Source organism: Echinicola salinicaeni, assembly GCF_014280965.1.
Classification (GTDB): Bacteria; Bacteroidota; Bacteroidia; order Cytophagales; family Cyclobacteriaceae; genus Echinicola; species Echinicola salinicaeni.
The window spans coordinates 680,580-698,813 of sequence record NZ_JACODZ010000001.1 but is presented as its reverse complement, the minus strand read 5'-3'; the positions used below and the strand labels follow the sequence as shown (position 1 = coordinate 698,813).

Annotated in this window: 16 protein-coding genes and 1 riboswitch; of the genes, 5 read left to right on the top strand and 11 right to left on the bottom strand. The window is 38.8% G+C overall.

The features are described 5' to 3' along the window. Positions 1-3: 3 nt before the first annotated feature. The 3 genes from hutI to hutH are packed head-to-tail and all read right to left on the bottom strand — an operon-like array spanning position 4 to position 4,447. Positions 4-1,233, bottom strand: coding sequence for an imidazolonepropionase (gene hutI, locus H7U17_RS02920; RefSeq protein WP_186754633.1), 1,230 nt, complete (start codon positions 1,231-1,233; stop codon positions 4-6). Beyond that, entirely contained in the window at positions 1,233-2,906 is a 1,674-nt protein-coding gene (gene hutU / locus H7U17_RS02915; protein WP_222439128.1) for a urocanate hydratase, read from the bottom strand. Before hutU ends, hutI begins: the two co-directional genes overlap by 1 nt. Before the next feature lie 11 nt (positions 2,907-2,917). Then, entirely contained in the window at positions 2,918-4,447 is a 1,530-nt protein-coding gene (gene hutH, locus H7U17_RS02910) for a histidine ammonia-lyase (protein WP_230981238.1), read from the bottom strand. Between the two features lie 112 nt (positions 4,448-4,559). Between hutH and H7U17_RS02905 the strand changes: the two genes are divergently transcribed. From H7U17_RS02905 to H7U17_RS02895, 3 genes are all read left to right on the top strand, one after another. Beyond that, a complete protein-coding gene (locus tag H7U17_RS02905) occupies positions 4,560-5,441 on the top strand; it encodes a LysR substrate-binding domain-containing protein (protein WP_186754629.1) in 882 nt (293 codons plus the stop codon). Between the two features lie 281 nt (positions 5,442-5,722). Next, on the top strand, positions 5,723-7,642 hold the full coding sequence (locus tag H7U17_RS02900; RefSeq protein WP_186754627.1) for a beta-N-acetylhexosaminidase: 1,920 nt from the start codon (positions 5,723-5,725) through the stop codon (positions 7,640-7,642). Between the two features lie 51 nt (positions 7,643-7,693). Then, positions 7,694-8,494 carry an endonuclease/exonuclease/phosphatase family protein gene (locus H7U17_RS02895; RefSeq protein WP_186754620.1) on the top strand — a complete coding sequence of 267 codons (801 nt, stop codon included), beginning with the start codon at positions 7,694-7,696 and terminating at the stop codon, positions 8,492-8,494. Positions 8,495-8,546: 52 nt separating this feature from the next. Here H7U17_RS02895 and agaR read toward each other — a convergent pair whose 3' ends face one another. Then, positions 8,547-9,308: a transcriptional repressor AgaR gene (gene agaR / locus H7U17_RS02890; protein ID WP_186754612.1), complete on the bottom strand. Its 762-nt coding sequence runs from the start codon at positions 9,306-9,308 to the stop codon at positions 8,547-8,549. Positions 9,309-9,912: 604 nt separating this feature from the next. On the opposite strand from agaR, the gene H7U17_RS02885 reads away from it, so the two are divergent. Next, on the top strand, positions 9,913-10,611 hold the full coding sequence (locus H7U17_RS02885) for a hypothetical protein (protein WP_186754610.1): 699 nt from the start codon (positions 9,913-9,915) through the stop codon (positions 10,609-10,611). Between the two features lie 3 nt (positions 10,612-10,614). Here H7U17_RS02885 and H7U17_RS02880 read toward each other — a convergent pair whose 3' ends face one another. From H7U17_RS02880 to H7U17_RS02865, 4 genes are all read right to left on the bottom strand, one after another. Then, complete coding sequence (locus tag H7U17_RS02880; protein ID WP_186754608.1) at positions 10,615-11,718, bottom strand: hypothetical protein; 1,104 nt, start codon at positions 11,716-11,718, stop codon at positions 10,615-10,617. A 95-nt stretch (positions 11,719-11,813) separates the two neighbouring features. Beyond that, complete coding sequence (locus tag H7U17_RS02875; RefSeq protein WP_186754606.1) at positions 11,814-12,758, bottom strand: fasciclin domain-containing protein; 945 nt, start codon at positions 12,756-12,758, stop codon at positions 11,814-11,816. A gap of 154 nt (positions 12,759-12,912) precedes the next feature. Next, a complete protein-coding gene (locus H7U17_RS02870; RefSeq protein ID WP_186754604.1) occupies positions 12,913-13,371 on the bottom strand; it encodes a hypothetical protein in 459 nt (152 codons plus the stop codon). Between the two features lies 1 nt (position 13,372). After that, positions 13,373-14,620 carry a sulfite oxidase gene (locus tag H7U17_RS02865; protein WP_186754602.1) on the bottom strand — a complete coding sequence of 416 codons (1,248 nt, stop codon included), beginning with the start codon at positions 14,618-14,620 and terminating at the stop codon, positions 13,373-13,375. Positions 14,621-14,978: 358 nt separating this feature from the next. Between H7U17_RS02865 and H7U17_RS02860 the strand changes: the two genes are divergently transcribed. Further along, positions 14,979-15,290 (top strand): hypothetical protein, encoded by a 312-nt coding sequence (locus tag H7U17_RS02860; RefSeq protein ID WP_186754594.1) that lies wholly within the window; start codon positions 14,979-14,981, stop codon positions 15,288-15,290. Between the two features lie 73 nt (positions 15,291-15,363). Here the strand turns inward: H7U17_RS02860 and tenA are convergent, their stop codons facing one another. The 3 genes from tenA to H7U17_RS02845 form a co-directional block, all read right to left on the bottom strand. Next, positions 15,364-16,017 carry a thiaminase II gene (gene tenA, locus H7U17_RS02855; RefSeq protein ID WP_186754592.1) on the bottom strand — a complete coding sequence of 218 codons (654 nt, stop codon included), beginning with the start codon at positions 16,015-16,017 and terminating at the stop codon, positions 15,364-15,366. Next, complete coding sequence (gene thiD, locus H7U17_RS02850; protein WP_230981237.1) at positions 16,004-16,870, bottom strand: bifunctional hydroxymethylpyrimidine kinase/phosphomethylpyrimidine kinase; 867 nt, start codon at positions 16,868-16,870, stop codon at positions 16,004-16,006. The genes tenA and thiD overlap by 14 nt, the downstream gene beginning before the upstream one ends. A 193-nt stretch (positions 16,871-17,063) precedes the next feature. Then, positions 17,064-17,159: riboswitch (TPP riboswitch) on the bottom strand. 55 nt (positions 17,160-17,214) lie between these two features. Beyond that, the gene (locus H7U17_RS02845; protein ID WP_186754585.1) at positions 17,215-18,222 is read right to left on the bottom strand and encodes an LLM class flavin-dependent oxidoreductase; all 1,008 of its coding nucleotides are present in this window, start codon (positions 18,220-18,222) and stop codon (positions 17,215-17,217) included. Positions 18,223-18,234: the final 12 nt, after the last annotated feature.

The following is an 18,234-nucleotide window of genomic DNA, read 5'->3' as shown; positions in this document are numbered from 1 at the left end:
TTATTAAAACTGTCCTTTAACCATTACTTTATCAATCAAATTCTCTCCAAAGGAATAAGGTAAATAGGCCAACGAATTCATAGGCTTAGTAAATATTAAATTGGCCTTTTTACCTACAGTAATACTCCCCAATTCCTCCTGAACCTCCATTGCATGTGCACCATTAATGGTCACGGCATTGATAGCTTCTTCAGGGGTCATTTTCATCTGAATACAAGAAAGTGCAATCAACAAGGGTATATTTCCGCTTGGGGATGAGCCTGGATTATAATCAGTAGCCAAAGCCACTCCTAACCCTGCATCTATCATCTCCCTGGCTGGAGGATATGCCATTCTTAGAAAAAAAGCCGCTGATGGCAATAAGGTAGGTATGGTTTCACTACCCAACAATGCCTTGATCTCCTCCTCACCCATAGTTTCTAGATGGTCAACAGACAGCAAACCATTTTCTACGCCAAATTGCACACCGCCGGAATTACTCAACTGATTGGCATGCAACTTCCCTTTAAGCCCGTACTTTTGAGCAGCATCCATTACCTGCTTGGTTGCTTTTGCATCAAAAAAACCTTTTTCAAAAAACACATCCACATAAGAGACCAAGTCTTCCTCAGCTACTTTGGGCAACATCTCGTTGCAAACTAAATCAACATAAGCCTGAGGATCATCTTTATACTCCATTGGATAGGCATGAGCTCCCAAAAAGGTCGCCTTAATATGAAGAGGAGATGTTTCTTTTAGCCTTTTCACCACCCTGAGCATTTTCAATTCTGCCTCTACACTTAATCCGTAGCCACTTTTTATCTCAATGGCCCCGGTTCCCATAGCCCTTACAGCTTCAAGCCTCCTCCAAGATTGCTGAAACAAATCTTCTTCATCTGTATCCCGCAGAAGGGCAGCAGAATTCAATATCCCCCCACCCTTTTGCGCAATTTCAGCATAACTTAAGCCTTTGATTTTATCGACAAATTCACTTTCCCTACTTCCTGCAAATACCAAATGCGTATGAGAATCACACCAAGCTGGCAACACAAATTGACCCGCAGCATCAATATTTTCCTGATCCGAAAATTCACTCAAATCAAGCTGATCCATGGAGCCGTATCTTATGATTTCCTCTTCTTCAACTTGCAAGAAAGCATTATCAATGGCAGGTAAGCTAGCCATTTCCTTGCCTCGTAAAAATTTGGTTTCCTCTCTGACCCCAAAAAGGGTTTTAATATTTGTAATTAGCATTAAATTCTTTCATTTAAATCCAAACCGTGCTTTTTGGCTGTATTCTTGGCTATTTCATAACCAGCATCTGCATGACGGATTACACCGATTCCCGGATCATTTCTCAAAACCCTAGCCAATCGCCCATTAGCCGCTTCTGTACCATCCGCGACAATCACCATTCCTGCATGAATAGAATATCCCATTCCAACCCCTCCTCCGTGATGAAGTGAAACCCAGCTGGCACCACCGGCAGTATTCATCAAGGCATTTAAAATTGGCCAGTCCGCAACTGCATCTGAACCATCCATCATACTTTCTGTTTCTCTATTAGGAGAAGCCACGGAACCCGTATCCAAATGATCCCTTCCTATGACAATTGGAGCTTTAAGCTCTCCATTCTTAACCATTTCGTTAAATACCAGGCCAGCCTTTTCTCTTTCCCCTTGGCCCAACCAACAAATTCTAGCAGGCAATCCCTGAAAGGAAATTTTTTCTTGAGCTAAGGTAATCCAACGTTTTAATGATTCATTTTCCGGAAACAGCTTAAGGATCACCTCATCCGTTTTTCTGATATCTTCTGGATCCCCAGATAATGCTGCCCACCTAAAAGGCCCCTTCCCTTCACAGAAAAGAGGACGTATAAAAGCAGGAACAAAACCAGGAAAATCAAAAGCATTCTCTAAACCTTTTTCCTTGGCCCTAGCTCTCAGATTATTACCATAATCAAAAGTCACCGCACCCTTGTCCTGTAAATCCAGCATCAATTCAACATGCCTAAACATGGAGTCATAAGCAAGCTCAATATATTTTTCTTCATCTTTTTCTCTCAATGTATTCGCTTCCTCCACCGTAATTGAATGAGGATAGTAACCTAGCAAAGGATCATGGGCTGAAGTTTGGTCTGTCAAAGTATCAGGAACAATTCCCCTAGCAATAAGCCTTTCTAAAAGACTCACTGCATTAACTGGAACTCCAATAGAAACTGCTTTATTTTCTTTTTTGGTTTCCAAAGCGGTATCAATCGCCTCATCAAGATCCCTTACCATCAAATCCAAGTACTTGGTCTCCAGGCGCTTTTTGATACGCCATTCTTCCGCTTCAGCCACCAAACAAACACCCTCATTCATGGTGATGGCCAAAGGCTGCGCACCTCCCATACCTCCTAAGCCAGCCGTTACATTCAGAGTGCCTTTGAGACTTCCGCCAAAATGCTGTCGTGCCAGTTCCGCATAAGTTTCAAATGTTCCCTGAACAATTCCTTGGGATCCAATATATATCCAAGAACCTGCTGTCATTTGACCGTACATCATCAAACCAGCTTTTTCCAGCTTGTCAAAATGTTCCCAAGTAGCCCAGTTGGGTACCAATTGAGAATTAGAAATCAATACTTTAGGTGCATTGGAATGGGTAGGAACAATTGCTACTGGCTTCCCTGACTGAATCAGCAAAGTCTCATCCTCCTCCAAAACCTTTAGTCCTTTGATTATCTTATCAAGGGCGTCAAAATCCCTAGCTGCTTTTCCTCTTCCACCATAGACAATCAAATCTTCTGGTCGCTCTGCCACTTCAGGATCCAGATTATTTAACAACATCCTTAAAGCTGCCTCTTGGACCCAACCTTTACAGTTCAATTTTCCCCCTGTTGGGGTTTTATATTTCTCTTGGGAATATCTCGATATAACACTTGACATCATCGCAATTTTTAAAGTGATTTAATCTCCTCCACCTTCCATCTCCTAATAAACTGAATACTGCTTTCAATATCAGTAGCCAACACCCTATCCTGGGTATTAAAGCTTACCTCTTTCCTATACAACTCCATTAACTTTTCAACTATCGGAGAACTCTTGACCGGTTTTCTAAATTCCAAAGCCTGGGTTGCCGTCAACAACTCAATAGCTAATATTTTCTCTAGATTATTTAAGACCCTTAAACACTTGGTAGCACCATTGGCTCCCATACTGACATGGTCTTCTTGCCCATTGGATGAAACAATGGAATCAACTGACGAAGGAGTACATAATTGTTTGTTTTCACTTACGACACTTGCTGCGGTATACTGCGGTATCATCAAACCTGACTGAAGACCAGGATCATTGACCAAGAACAACGGCAAGCCCCTTGCTCCTGAAAGCAATTGGTAAGTTCTCCTTTCAGAAATACTCCCTATTTCAGCCATAGCAATCGACAGGTAATCAAAGCCTAAAGCCAAAGGTTGGCCATGGAAATTGCCCCCCGAAAGTATTTGATCCTCATCTGGAAAAATATTGGGGTTATCCGTAACTGAATTAGCCTCCACATTAAAAGTGTGCTTGACAAATGCCAAGCTATCCTTTGATGCTCCATGCACCTGAGGAACACACCTGAAAGAATAAGGATCTTGCACCTGCTTATCTTTTGCCTGTGCAATCTCACTTCCTTCCAAATATTCCCTGATGACTTTTGCGGTTTCCAACTGCCCCTTATGAGGCCTAATTGCATGAATCAAATGATTAAAAGGCTGAACATTTCCGTTAAATGCCTCCAAGGAAATCACTGAAATAAGGTCAGCCCATTTAAATAATTCTTCAGCACGAGAAACTGCAAAGGCCCCATAACTCAACATAAACTGGGTCCCATTTATCAAAGAAAGCCCTTCCTTTGACCTCAGGGTAATTGGCTCCCAGCCAAACTGAGCAAGCACCTCTTTACTTGTTTTGATTTTTCCTTCGTGATAAACCTCTCCCAAACCAATCAATGGCAAGCTCAAATGGGAAAGTGGAGACAAATCACCTGACGCTCCAAGTGAACCCTGATTATACACTACTGGCAAAACATCATGATTATAAAAATCCACCAAACGTTGCACAGTCGCCAACTGCACTCCTGAATGCCCTTGGGCTAAGGACTGGATTTTGGTCAACAGCATGATTTTCACCAAATGCTTAGGCACCTTCTCTCCCACTCCACAGGCATGAGACTGAAGCAAATTGTACTGCAACTGCTCTATCTCCTGACGATCGATCCTTACTTGCTGCAAATAGCCAAAACCAGTATTTACACCATAAAAAAGTTCCTCTTCATCCTGAGAAACCTTCAGATCCAAATAAGCCCTACATTCCTGAATCTTCCTTTCCATCTCTTTGGACAAGAACAATTTTTTCCCACTCGTAACTACATCAGCAATTGTCTCCAAACTTATCTGCTCAGAACTGATTTCATGAAGCATATTTACAGGTTCCACTCCCACCATTTAAGTATTTGATTTTAAAAGGGTTTATATTCTACTATTACAAATTTCCACAATTAGACTAATAATAAAAAATAGTATTATATTCACCTTTTAATAACCAAAAGTGATTATTATGGAATTACGTCAGCTTAGATATTTTTTGGTTTTAGCAGAGGAATTACACTTTCATCGTGCCGCTGACAAGCTATTTATTGTTCAACCGGCACTTTCAAAGCAAATAAAATTATTGGAAGACGAATTAGGCATTGCACTGCTCAAAAGAGACAAAAGAAATGTCAGGCTTACTGAAGCTGGCAAATACTTTAAAACTGAAGCCAAAGCAATTCTTGACCAACTAGAGTTGGTAAAAAGCCATACCAAATTGATACAGGAAGGAGAAAAGGGAGAAATAAGAATTGGCTATGTTGGCTCTTGCATCCACACTTTCCTTCCAGACATGCTCAGCGAACTTCATGAAGCTCATCCCTATATCCAAACCTACCTCAATGAAATGACCTCTTCCACCCAGTTGGAAGCTATTCAAAATGGAGAATTGGACATTGCCTTTTTAAGGAACCCTTTACCTTCACCACATTTTCACCACCGACTCGTATTTAGAGAGTCTTTTGCACTCGTACTCCCAGAAAACCATCCCCTAAATGAAAATAATTTTGAAGGTATTCATCAACTGGCCAAGGAGGAATTCATTTTACCTACAAGATCAGACGGGGAATTGTATTATAGACTCCAACTTAGCATTTGCGAAGACAGTGGATTCTCACCACGAATAGCACACGAAACCGTTCACGGACACACTGTTCTTAACCTAGTTGGACACGGACTTGGGATCACCTTTTTACCCACTTCCTTTCAGAATGTCACCAATGCTGCCGTAAAATTCATTGAATTAAAAAACATCTCCCAGCGTGCAGAAATTACCGCTTTATGGAATAAGGAAAATCCCAATCCCAGTTTGGAAAAATTATTAAACTATATCAAAACCCCTAAAACCTAATAGTATCACAAATATTAAAACAACAAAAAACCATGAAAATCTCCATTTACGCACTGCGTATAGCTTGGTAACGCAAATCAATTTCCTTTTATAAATCTTCGATTTTTTTTCATTATCTTTCACAAGCATTATTCATTTCACCACTTATCCTTTGGTTTCACCCCATGCAGACGGATAATAGTAACTTGACAATTCAATATTTAAACAAATTCATTCTAGATATCACATAGCAGCACCTGAAAGAGTAAAATCAATAATTACCAAAATAAATAATCAATACTATGAAATACCAATTCTGGGCAATACTATTGCTCTTCCTTTTTATGGGTAATCTGCAAGCACAGGAAAGCAGCATATCCATAATACCTAAACCGGCTAAAATGACGGTCAAACCTGGCCAGTTTATTCTGAATGAAGAAACTGTCATCATCGCCAAAGATTATGAAAGCAGAAATTCAGCCACACTATTCAACGAATTTCTTCAAGCACAATACGGATTAAAATTAAACATTTCCCTTTTAGACCTTCCGGGAAACACGATCGAACTTATCCTAAACGAAGACGCTGAAGCTTCAGAAGCATATACCCTGAATTCAGACTCTAAACAGATCAAAATTACAGGTGGAAAGAAAGGATTGTTTTACGGACTTCAAAGTACCTTACAGTTAATCGAACCAAATGCCGGACTTTTAACCATTCCAGCTGTAAGCATCCAGGACCACCCAGAATTTGCCTATAGAGGAATTATGCTTGACGTAGGACGTCACTTTTTCCCAGTGGACCAAATCAAAAAAATCATTGATTTGATGGCTTATTTCAAATTCAATAAGATGCATTGGCACCTTACCGAAGACCAGGGATGGAGACTGGAAATCAAAAAGTACCCTAAGTTAACAGAAATCGCTGCATTTAGAGACTCTACCATAATTGGACAGTACTATGACTTCCAACCATTCATCTATGATGGTGAAAAACATGGCGGCTATTACACTCAAGAAGAAGCTAAGGAAATCGTAAAATACGCTGCTGACAGAATGATTACAGTAATCCCTGAAATAGAACTTCCTGGACACAGCTCAGCAGCACTAGCAGCCTATCCTGAATTTGGAAGCTTTGAAATGGAGGACTCCAAGCCAGAGGACAACAAACCACTTTCAGGTAGTGTCATGGCTATGAAAGAAAATGGAGAACCATATGACAATGACCTCAGCCCAAATGTACCTGGCTATTGGGGCGTCCACTATAATGTATACGGCGTAAAAGATGAAACATTCCAATTCCTTGAAGATGTATTGACAGAGGTAATGGAAATATTCCCAAGCGAGTACATCCATATTGGCGGTGACGAAGCTCCAAAAGACCACTGGAAGACCTCAGCTATTTCGCAAAAGCTTATCAAGAAAGAAAAACTAGAAGATGAGCATGAATTGCAAAGTTATTTCATCACCAGAATCGAAAAGTTTCTTAACAAAAATGGCAGAAAACTGATTGGATGGGATGAAATCCTTGAAGGAGGCCTTGCCCCTAATGCTACCGTAATGAGCTGGAGAGGCGAAAAAGGAGGTATTGCTGCAGCCAAAATGAACCATGATGTAATCATGACCCCTAACAGTCACATGTACATTGACCATTACCAATCCGAAGACAAAGAACAAGAGCCACTAGCAATTGGAGGCTTCCTTTCTTTAGAAAAAGTCTACAGCTATTCACCAAGACCTGAAAGTCTAACTGCTGAAGAAAACAAACATGTATTAGGTGTTCAAGCCAATTTATGGACAGAATATATTGCAACTAACAACAAAATGGAATACCACTTGTTCCCTAGAGCCTTGGCCTTAGCAGAGGTAGCTTGGAGCAATAAAGAAGAGAAAAACTATAAAGAATTCTCCCAAGAAAGACTTCCAGCGAGACTTGCCGAATTAGAAAAACTAGATGTATTCTATAGAATTCCTGAGGCAAAAGTAAATATCAGCAAAGACCAAAGCTCTGGAAGACACAAAATCACCATTACCCCTTTTGTAAAGGGAGCTAAAGTGTACTACACTGTAGACGGGCACAAAGCAGATCAAACAGCATACCTGTACCGAGCCCCAATTTTAGCCCCTATACCTAATGAAGGTCAGGACAACTTAGTATTAAAATATTTAATAGTAACCCCTGAAGGTCGTCAAAGTAATCAATTCGAAGTAACCATTGAATAATACCCTAAGGCCGGAACCTATACCCGGCCTTTTTTCAACCCATTCTTTCTAATGAAAAAGATATCAAGATTATTTTTATTGCTATTAGTTGGTTTTGTATGCTTCCAGTGCAAGCCAAAGGAAACCGTAATCACTGTATTATCTTACAATATATATCATGGTGAAAACAGTTATGAAAATGGAAAAAGTAACTTGGAAGAAATCGCCCAGCTAATAAAAGATTTGGACCCTGACTTTGTTGCCATGCAAGAAGTTGATAGCGCTACACAAAGAACTGCTTCTATCAGGAATGGCCAGGCAGTAGACCTGACGGCTGAATTAGCAAAAGCAACAGGCATGCATGGGTTCTTCGCCAAAGCCATCGATTTCAGCGGAGGAGGATACGGAGAAGGTCTTCTTAGCAAATATCCAGCAAAAATGAGCAAACTTGACCTACCCATTCCCGATGGAGGAGAAGGAAGGGCAATTGCTTTGGCATCCGTTGAAATGCCCAATGGAGTAGCACTAACTTTTGGTGCAACCCACTTATGCCACCAATACGAGAATAATAGAATTGCACAATCCAACGCCATTCTTGACAACCAAGAAAATATTGATGGACCTTTTCTTTTTGCTGGGGACTTAAATTTTAAACCTGACAGTAAAGCATACGCTTCCCTGACAGAAAACTTTATAGATGCTGCAGAGGCATATGGAAGCCCGCAGCACACCTTCCCCACTGATGATCCAAGGATCAGGATAGATTATGTATGGTTATCCAAAAATTCAAATTGGGAAGTACTCGAAGCAAAAGTCTTAGATGTAGATTATTCCGATCACATGCCACTTTTGGTAAAAGTAAAATTGAAATAAAAAAAAGATCCCGAACTAAGTTCGGGATCTTTTTTTATTTCTGCTCTGTGAATCAACTGGCAATGACCACCTCCACATTATTTCTTTCTAACATTTTTACAAAATCAGGATCAATTGCATCGTCAGTAATCACTTTGTCCACCTTATCGAAACCAGCAATAAACGCCAAACCAATTTTCTTAAACTTAGTTGAATCTGAAACCACAATCACTTCCTCTGCTATATCAATCATGATTTGATTAAGATACGCCTCTTCCATATAATGGGTAAAGACCCCTACATCTGACTTAAACCCATCAACACCAAGAAAAAGCTTATTACAGTGTAATTGCTTTAGGTTTCTTTCGGCCATTGGACCAACCAAAGACATTGAAAACTCTTTCAAAAACCCTCCAGGCATCATCACATCCAAATTATCATAACTAGCCAGGTTATTCACAATATCCAGGGCATTACTGATGACTGTCAACCTTTCAAACTTACCTAGATTATTGGAAATTTCGAAAGTTGTTGTACCTGAATCCAAAATGATAGAATCGTTCTCTTCTATTAAAGAAACCGCTTTTTTCCCTATTTTTCTCTTAAGATCAAGATTGATCTTTTTCTTTTCTGTAACAGGAAGCGCCATATTATTAGTCTTAAAAGCACCTCCATGTGCCCTTACCAATAATTTATTGCGCTCCAGATTAGCCAAATCGTTCCTTATAGTAACTTCACTTACACCAAGGTCCTTGCTGAGTTCACTCACATTTACCTGACCATGCTCATCCAAAACTTCCAAAATCCTGGACCTGCGTTGTGCTGTTTTTTTCATATTTCAATCCTAGATTAAATTAAATAATTGCTTTTCCTCAAAAAAACTTTCGAAAAATACTCATTTAGTTTCATTATTCAAACAATATCATAGGTATTTACGATTACCACACCTAATCATTAACAAACAAACCCTCAATGAAAATATTAATATTTTCATATTCTTAACATTTACAAAATTTTAAGACAAAACATCAAATCAATAAAAAACAAAAATCAGAAACAAATCCTCTTTCGATACGCCAGTAGGATCCCCCTTAAATGATCTAGCTTTCCTCTTAAGTCAAGTACTTTAGTCCTGATACCAGATACAAATCACTTTATTCAAATAGAAATCACGAAAGAAAAACTTATGAAATATTTGAAAAAACAAACTAAATCATCAAACCATAAAAAGTATTTAAAAGAATTCAAAAAAAATTATTTTCGTTTTATTTGCATATCTTATTTATTATTCAGAGATTAGTAACAAGATAAAGATTATCTGGTTTGTTAGGGTTATTTATTAAAAAAGGCCGATCTCGATTCCACATTTTGAAGATCGGCTCTTTTTTTTCTATTTTTCATAAAATTTTTCTCTATTGACCAAAACAAATTAGACCAATATGAATACAAGGAAATTCTTCCACATACTCTTCATCATATTTTTCACACTTTCAACAGGGGCTTTTAGCCAAAGTATACCAAACTCCTATAGATTACTTTATCAACAAGATTTCTCAAAAGAAGCAGCTCTTGAAGAATTTGAGACAACGGACAAAGCTTCATGGAAAATCTCCAACCAAACCTTAGAAATTCATCAGGCAGGTAATTACAAACCCAAAGTCAGATCTCCTTTTAATATTGCCGTCCTTAAAAACATGAGATTTGGCAGCTTTATCCTAGAAGCAGATTTACAACAAACAGGCAAAGAGTACGGACACCGAGATCTTTGCCTTTTCTTTGGCATGGAAAACCCAAGCAATTTTTATTACACACATATAGCTTCAAAACCTGACGCTCATGCCCATAATATATTCTTGGTCAATGATGAACCTCGAGTAGCAATAGGTCAATGGGTAAATGAAGGAATAGATTGGGGCAAAACCAACAAATGGCATAAAGTACGAGTCGAAAGAGACATAGACTCAGGGTCAATAAAAATATTTTTTGATGACATGGAAAATCCGATCATGATAGCCAAGGACCTACACTTTGACTATGGTCATATTGGATTCGGAACTTTTGACGATATTGGAAGATTTGACAATATAAAAATATGGGGACCGGACTATGCCCCTAAACAGGACAGCTTCTTCCCATAAAATTCAATAGGAATACTTGGACAGTTCCTGATCGATCAATTCATTCCATATGGATTGGGCTGCTCTATTTTTTCCGTGTTCAGTCTCGGCATCATATGCATCCTGCATCTTATTCATCTCTCTATACGTCTCTAAATACAAATAACCTATTTTACCATCATAATTATCAGGACTAAGCTCCATACTATTGACCTTTTCCTTGAATCGTTCGACAATGATCTTGGTAATATCAAAATGCCTTTGCTCATGATTTAACCCATATTCATCACGACTATTAGACCTTACCCAAGAAGATGATTTCAGCATAAAAACCTTTGTCACCAAATCCAAAACGACTACACCGTCCTTAACAATTGTATTTCCTTCCCAGGAAAAACTAGAAAATATAGAAGCAGCATATTTACTACCAACATGTGGTTTTGCTTTAAAGTCCTCCCATACCAAAGGATGATTTTTTTGATAAAAAACAGTATCTCCTATTTCCACCATATCGTAATCTCGAAAACTCAAACTTACGCCCTTGGCCAATCGAATATCATTAAGAGCCCGTTGGCTAAACCATTCATTGAAATACTTTAAAGAACTTCCCAGTGATTGTTTGAGCGCTGAAGAAATTACCTTATAATTACTTGAGGCCCTTTTATATTTGGCCCCTCCTTTATAATCCAGTAAATGAACCAGTTCACCCTCCTTCTCAAATTTAAAAGTAAAATTCAAACTCACTTCTCCATCTATCAAGCCAGTACTCAACCTCTTTTCCGCTATTTGGCATTTATTCACCTCCAAAACCACAGGCTTAAGAGACCGATCAATCGGAACACTTTTAAAAACATAATCCGACAAAGCTCTTTCCACCCCTCCCTGCAAGCCTATATATTCAGTTTCCGATGCCTCGCGGCTTGTGTATATATTCCCTATGATTTCTTTAAACTTTAGGTTATTTCTTACCTCTTTAAAATAAAATTCACCGGGAGTTATATTTAAATATTCAGGTTTTAAAACTATTAAAGTACTAGGAGTCTGGCCAAAAACCGGATTGATACAAAATAGAAAAACAACCGTAAGGAATAACAAAAAATTGAAATCTATCTTAGGCCTACTCATCATTTTACACTGGGGAAGGTAAATATCAATTGTAATTTAACAAAAACTGCTGGCATTACACCAGCAGTTTCAAAACCAAATACAAAAAAATACACCATCTATGGTAATATCACATTATCTATAACATGTATTACGCCATTTGTTGCATGGATATTAAGTAAACCAGTATTCAATGAAGCCCCTCCAACGGTTAATGCTCCAAGATCTACCGAAAGCATGGCTCCTTCATTTAAGGTTGGAAGTGACGCTCCATCTCTTAAATCCTGGGAGAATGCACGCGCCGGCACCACATGAGCTGTTAACACAGCCGTAAGCGTCTCGAGTGGAATATCGTTATAATCAGTCCATTCAGGATTGGTATCATACAAAGCCTGAAAAGCAGCATCCGTTGGTGCAAACACGGTCAAATCTCCATCATCTCCACTTACAGCATCCACCAAATTGGCTCTTTGTAAAGCACCTACCAGTTGTGTAAACTCAGGACTAGAAGCGCTTGTATATCCAACGGCTATTTCAGCTATAGATTGGGAAGGAGGAACAATAACATAATCCAAAACATGAATAACGCCATTTGAAGCCATCACATCTGTATCAGTTATTCTTGCGCTACCATTTATCCATAGATTACCATCTGGATCCTGACTGATGTAAAAGCTTTCTCCATTTACTGTGGACACCTCTCCTGCACTTACTTCTGAGGCCAAAACCTCATCAGATAAAACATGATAAGTGAGAACATCTCCCAAATCAGGACTAGCTAACAATGCCTCGGCAGTCAATCCATTATCGCCTAAAAAATCAGAAAAAGCAGCATCGGTTGGAGCAAAAACTGTGAAGGGACCGTCTCCTTGCAAAGTAGTAACTAATCCTGCTTCAATTACAGCAGCTTCTAAAGTGGTAAAATTTGGGCTACCAACTACGATATCTACAATATCATCTTCCTCCATTGGTGTTGGATCATCATCGTCGTTACATGCTGTCAAAAACAACCAGCAGAAAGTTACTGCCAGAATAATCGGAAATCTTTTCTTAGTGAGTTTCATGGTTCAGTTGTATTTAATTGATTATTGATTACAACTGAATAACTATGCTAACTTATTTTTGTTTAACTTTTTTAAATTTTATTTAAACAAATATTCAAACCCACCCTAAAAGCTCCTCTTATGAACCTAACATACACTTAAAAAAGATCACCGATCAATCTTTCAACTCATACCATTCGATATCTGTCAGGTTTGCTCTTCGGCCTTTTTGAATGGGAGCATAATTTTCTGAAAGGTAAGCTACGATTTTCTCTTCATTGTCACCCAAATCCCATAACCCTTGCGTCTCTTGCATCCAATTTATTAACGACACCCAATGCTCTTTATCCCCCCTATTCTGAATCACCAAATCTGCTGCATGACAATTGGTACAATTAGCTACAACTAATTCATACCCTTCCTTGGCCACCAAACCTGTTGCAACATGAACCCCATCCTTAACCAAGTCGTCCTGAACTAAAGAAACTGGTTTTTCTTCTTCCACTTCACTTAACAACAGTTCAGGATTTTGATTGATAACCAAAAGGCCTACCATAAATACAACCAAAAATATTGATAGTCCTAGCAAAAGACCTAAAAGCCCTTTTAAAGAATTAATCAGTTCTTTATTCATCTCAACCAACTTTTACCGCTATCCTATGACATGCATTATTCAAATACCCTTTGGGATTCCACCCGGGAACCACCATCGGCTGGGCCACTCCTTTGGAATCTGTAGCTTTTGCCCATACCTCATAGTACCCTTCCTTAGGGAACTTTAAAGTAGATTTAAAATGCTGCCATGCCAATCTGTTAACCGGCTTCTCAAGTTGACACTGCTGCCAAGTCTCACCAAAATCAATAGATACTTCCATCTCACTAACTTCCAATTCCCCTGCCCAAGCATGGCCTCTAACTTCCAATGACTCTCCCGATCGAATCATTGCCCCAGTTTTAGGATAAGTAATCAAAGATTTGACAGGCATGGATTCTATAATACACATATCTTCATCTGCTACCTTTTCTCCTGGCGCTACAGGTTTGCAAGGCACCCTATAGGATGGTGCAGCCATCTTTGGCCCATCATGAACTATATTTCTAACCGAAATACGCTCAAGCCATTTCCCTGATGCTGAAGCAGGAAAACCACCTGCGACTAACCTTAACGGATAACCATGCGCCAAAGGAATATCTTTCCCGTTCATGGCAAATGCCAACAATGTTTCCTCTTGCATGGCCTTAGAAATAGGAACTCCCCTAGAAATCGGTTCTTTATCAGGATTCCCACTCAAATGCACATCTGCAGCATGATAGCCTATATAAACCGCTTCATCAGTTATCCCCACATCATTCAAAACATCTTTCAGTCTAACTCCTGTCCAATTGGCACAAGAAACAGCACCTGTCTTCCATTGATTTCCACTAGCTGGAGGATAAAATTCACTTCGACCATTCCCTCCACATTCTAAAGTCAACTGATAGGTATAATGCTTAAATTTCTTCTTCAACTCTGACAAGCTGTAGGTTTTTGGAGAAGTCACCGCCTCTCCATCTATAATTAAATTCCAATTACGGACATTTATATCTTTAGGAATCACCCCATTATTTCTTATGAACATCTTGTCCTCTGGTGTTACCCTATCATCCAAAATATGGGGTTGGGACTCCAAATTCCAAGGTTTATTATTTAACACAATAAGGTCCTTATGCTTATTAAAAAGTTGATAAGGATCATCCTCTTTAAATGCCACGGGAACATAATCTTTAGGCATATTACAACCAAAGACAATCTCTGCCCCTAAGGCTGCTGAGAATGTAGCCAATGATGCATTTCTAATAAACCTTCTTCTTCCTTCGTTGGATTTGGACTTACTATTTGACATGCTATTAATCAATTAATCAAATTTAAAAAATACTGTTTCTTCTTTCCGATAAATATAACGTATCCTACTTAATCCATTATTATTAAGTTTCAAATAATTATTCAAAACCCCAATGACGGGAATTCGCAAATACAATCCTCCGATTTGCTTCCAATTGAATTCAACCTTATATGTACTTTTTGTTTATTTATATCCACAATTTGTTCCTATAAACAACAGATCAGTTACGCATAATTGGTCATGAAAGCTATCAGAGGACACATGCTGACTTGGCACAATAACTGAAACAAATAATGCAAATTATGAGTGAATAGATTACTTCACTCCAAAGGAACTGTCGAAAACAATTGTAGACTTTATGAAAAAATTAGCATTAGTTTTTGCTCTAAACACCTTTGCATTAGTTGGAGCAGATGCAGACTCAATTTCCAATAAAACACTAATCATAAGCCCCTTTCAGGACAACAAAAATGAAATTGAGCCGCAAGATCTCCCGAAGGCAGTAAAGGAAACGATCTTATCGAAGGAAAAAACAAAATCTTTACCCATCTATAAAGCTTACGAAATCACTGATACATCTGGAGATAGAATTTATAAAATCAGTTTTGGGCTTGAAAAGATAGAGTTCACCAAGAAATACAACAAAAAGGGCAATGAATTAGAAGACTAAACCATATTATTTAAACCACCTACCACTAATATAGCACACCCCAATCAATACAGGTGTGCTTTTATTTCTTTTCTCAAACAGGCCAACTTTCTAACTGATAGGCACTGTCCCAAAACATCCATTCCAACTTCGTAGCCATTTTAAAAGCAACTAACATTTCTTCTTGTGATTTTTCTCCTACACAACTGGCCAATTCATCAGTGATTTCAATTGCTTTTGAAACAGCAGCTGAAAACTCTTCCCCCGAATAAGTATCTATCCAATTTTTATAAGGATTTTGCCCACCTTCTTGTTTGGAATATATATAATCTCCTACCTCCTTATAAATCCAAAAACACGGCAGTATAGCTGCCACTGCAACTTCTATATTTGAAAAGGCAGCTTTATTTCGGATATAATTGGTATACAATTGACATGATGGAGAGGGCTCAACCTCATCAGGCAAGCCAAGCTCCCTAAAGTAACTTTCATGCAATGCCCGTTCAACAGCAATTGCTCCAGCAGCAAACTCCGAAAAGGCCAAGACCTGATCCAAGTTTTCCATTCTCCCGCTAATTGTACTTAATGCCTTTCCAAATTCACCCAAATAATAAGCATCTTGCGCCATGTAAAATTTAAATACTTCTTTGGGTAAAATACCATCTTTCAATTCCTGGTTAAATGGCATAGAAAGGATTTTCTCATATAAGGGAGTAATCTCCATCCATGCTTTTTCAGACCATTTCATATTTTATTAATTTTTGAGGTTCAAAAAAATGATTTAATGGACCATGCCCTGTACCGGTTTTCACTTCCCTTCCAGCCTCAATAGCCAACAAGACATAATTTCTTGCCATTGCTACTGATTCAAGCATACTTAATCCACGGGCCAAAAAAGCAGCAATTGCAGAAGACAAAGTACAACCCGTGCCATGGGTATTCATTGTGTCTATCTTGTGCCCTTCAAATTCCCTATTAACATCACTTCCGCCTAATAGAAAATCCACTATTTGCTCTCCTTCCAAATGTCCCCCTTTCACCAAAACATGAGCAGGCCCCATAGATAATATTTCCCTTCCTGCTTTTCGCATAGCATCAACACATTGAACTTCTCTTCCCACTAGCACTGCTGTTTCATCTAGATTGGGGGTTACAATATGAGATAAAGGAAATAATTCTGACTTGATTACATCGACCGTCTCTTGTTTAATTAACCGGTCACCGCTAGTAGCCACCATCACTGGATCAAATACTATGGGAATAGTAGGATAACTTCTTAATTCACTGGCAATAGCACAAACTACTTCAGGCCGACTTAACATCCCAATCTTAATGGCCTTTGGATAAATATCAGTCAATACAGCCCTAAGCTGGTCCAGTATATGCTCAACTGGAATATCATGTATGCTACTGACCCCTTTTGTATTCTGGGCTGTGGTAGCCGTAATTACACTTGTCCCAAAGCACCCAAGTGCCGAAAAGGTTTTAAGGTCAGCTTGTATACCTGCCCCCCCTCCACTATCTGACCCCGCAATCGTCAATACTGAAGGGTACAACATCTTGATATCACCCATATCTATTTCCTTTAATGTATTTTGCATTATAAGTCACCGTACTAACCTTGGAATAATCAATTGATAATTCACATTTACGGATCTTCTTAAAGTAGTAGCCAAGACTTGAGCCTGTATTCAAACTAGCAAAAGTTAATTCTCACTTATCATGATGGTATTTTGACTCCTATATATTATCGGTTAAAAAACTTTAGGAGTCCGTCCTAGCAAATAGGCATAAAAAGACAAGGCAACTTTTTCCTTCGCCGGAATTATCCGTTTCAGGTTCAAAGGGTATTATCTCAGCCAAGCTATCTAGGCACCCCTAAAGTTTGATCAGTGGTGAAATTACAATATTAAAATGAGCTCACAAAAGCAAAAATAGAATTACCTCAACTGAAACAGCTTTGTGCCAGTTCATAGGATTTTATCCGATCTGCATGATCATAGATATGTGAACAAATCATAATTTCATCTACTTGAGCTACTTGCTGGAACTGATTCAATTCATCTTTAATTTTTGATGGTGTTCCAATAAAGGAACAAGCTAGCATTTGCTGTATTGCTGCAGCTTCAGCTTCAGACCACATTCCATCCATAGATCCAACAGGTCTTTTTAAAGGATATGATTTCCTCCTTACTATTCCCAAAGCCATTTGATAAAAGGAAGTAGCCAACTTTTGTGCCTCCTCTTCTTCTTCAGCTGCAATAATATTTACGCAGGCAACTATATATGGCTTTTTCAAATATTCAGATGGCTGAAAATTATCTTTATAATAACGAATTGCGCTTAAAAATTGGGCAGGAGCAAAATGACTCGCAAAAGCATAGGGCAGCCCTTTTTTTGCAGCTAAGACTGCACTGCTCATGCTACTTCCTAATATATAAATAGGCACATCTAACCCTTCTCCAGGTATTGCCCTAACTGCACCATCAATATTTTCATCAGAAAAATAGCCTTGTAGTTCTTCGAGATCATTCGGAAACTCTTCTACTGTTTCCATCCTGTCTCTTCTCAGGGCCCTTGCAGTGGTCTGATCAGTTCCTGGCGCCCTACCTAAACCTAAATCGATTCTATTAGGGTAAAGACTTGCCAAAGTTCCAAATTGCTCGGCTACCATCAGGGGCGCATGATTGGGCAACATAATACCTCCGGATCCCACTCGAATAGACTGAGTTCCTCCAGCGATATGCCCAATTAAAACAGCAGTAGCTGAACTACCGACATTTGCCATATTATGGTGCTCTGCTAACCAAAACCTCTCATACCCTAGTTTTTCAAGCTGCCTTGCCAAATCCAAGCTCCTATCAAAAGCATCTCGCGCATCGTGCCCATCTCTTATGATAGCCAAATCAAGAGCTGAATATAACGTGTCTTTAAGCTTTTTTTCTTCTTTCATATATTATTTATC

What these genes read in the sequence shown, in the direction of transcription:
- hutI (WP_186754633.1), bottom strand. Translation starts at nt 1,233, where the DNA reads ATGCTAATTACAAATATTAAAACCCTTTTTGGGGTCAGAGAGGAAACC.
- hutU (WP_222439128.1), bottom strand. Translation starts at nt 2,906, where the DNA reads ATGTCAAGTGTTATATCGAGATATTCCCAAGAGAAATATAAAACCCCA.
- hutH (WP_230981238.1), bottom strand. Translation starts at nt 4,447, where the DNA reads ATGGTGGGAGTGGAACCTGTAAATATGCTTCATGAAATCAGTTCTGAG.
- H7U17_RS02905 (WP_186754629.1), top strand. Translation starts at nt 4,560, where the DNA reads ATGGAATTACGTCAGCTTAGATATTTTTTGGTTTTAGCAGAGGAATTA.
- H7U17_RS02900 (WP_186754627.1), top strand. Translation starts at nt 5,723, where the DNA reads ATGAAATACCAATTCTGGGCAATACTATTGCTCTTCCTTTTTATGGGT.
- H7U17_RS02895 (WP_186754620.1), top strand. Translation starts at nt 7,694, where the DNA reads ATGAAAAAGATATCAAGATTATTTTTATTGCTATTAGTTGGTTTTGTA.
- agaR (WP_186754612.1), bottom strand. Translation starts at nt 9,308, where the DNA reads ATGAAAAAAACAGCACAACGCAGGTCCAGGATTTTGGAAGTTTTGGAT.
- H7U17_RS02885 (WP_186754610.1), top strand. Translation starts at nt 9,913, where the DNA reads ATGAATACAAGGAAATTCTTCCACATACTCTTCATCATATTTTTCACA.
- H7U17_RS02880 (WP_186754608.1), bottom strand. Translation starts at nt 11,718, where the DNA reads ATGATGAGTAGGCCTAAGATAGATTTCAATTTTTTGTTATTCCTTACG.
- H7U17_RS02875 (WP_186754606.1), bottom strand. Translation starts at nt 12,758, where the DNA reads ATGAAACTCACTAAGAAAAGATTTCCGATTATTCTGGCAGTAACTTTC.
- H7U17_RS02870 (WP_186754604.1), bottom strand. Translation starts at nt 13,371, where the DNA reads ATGAATAAAGAACTGATTAATTCTTTAAAAGGGCTTTTAGGTCTTTTG.
- H7U17_RS02865 (WP_186754602.1), bottom strand. Translation starts at nt 14,620, where the DNA reads ATGTCAAATAGTAAGTCCAAATCCAACGAAGGAAGAAGAAGGTTTATT.
- H7U17_RS02860 (WP_186754594.1), top strand. Translation starts at nt 14,979, where the DNA reads ATGAAAAAATTAGCATTAGTTTTTGCTCTAAACACCTTTGCATTAGTT.
- tenA (WP_186754592.1), bottom strand. Translation starts at nt 16,017, where the DNA reads ATGAAATGGTCTGAAAAAGCATGGATGGAGATTACTCCCTTATATGAG.
- thiD (WP_230981237.1), bottom strand. Translation starts at nt 16,870, where the DNA reads ATGCAAAATACATTAAAGGAAATAGATATGGGTGATATCAAGATGTTG.
- H7U17_RS02845 (WP_186754585.1), bottom strand. Translation starts at nt 18,222, where the DNA reads ATGAAAGAAGAAAAAAAGCTTAAAGACACGTTATATTCAGCTCTTGAT.